Genomic DNA, 239 nt, shown 5'->3' on the forward strand with positions numbered 1-239 from the left:
CTCGCGCGCGCCCTCGCCGTGCATCCACACGCCGATGCTGGCGGCTTCGAATGCAGCTACGCCCTGCGCCAGCATCGCGGCGATGATGCCGGCCAGCACGTCGCCGGCGCCGGCGGTGGCGAGCCAGGGCGGCGCGTTGGAAGCGATGGTGGCGCGGCCGTCGGGGGCGGCGACCACGGTGTCGGCGCCCTTAATCAGCACCACCGCGCCGGAGCGCGCCGCCGCGTCGCGCACGCGCT

Annotated in this window: 1 protein-coding gene; it reads right to left on the minus strand. The window is 76.6% G+C overall.

Features of this window, described 5'->3' with window-relative positions; translation table 11 throughout:
* Window positions 1-239 (minus strand): ADP-dependent NAD(P)H-hydrate dehydratase (locus tag E0702_RS18095; protein WP_306766946.1); only part of this gene is annotated, 239 nt, incomplete at both ends.

Source organism: Halomonas marinisediminis, from assembly GCF_004347715.1.
Taxonomy (GTDB): Bacteria; Pseudomonadota; Gammaproteobacteria; order Pseudomonadales; family Halomonadaceae; genus Halomonas; species Halomonas icarae.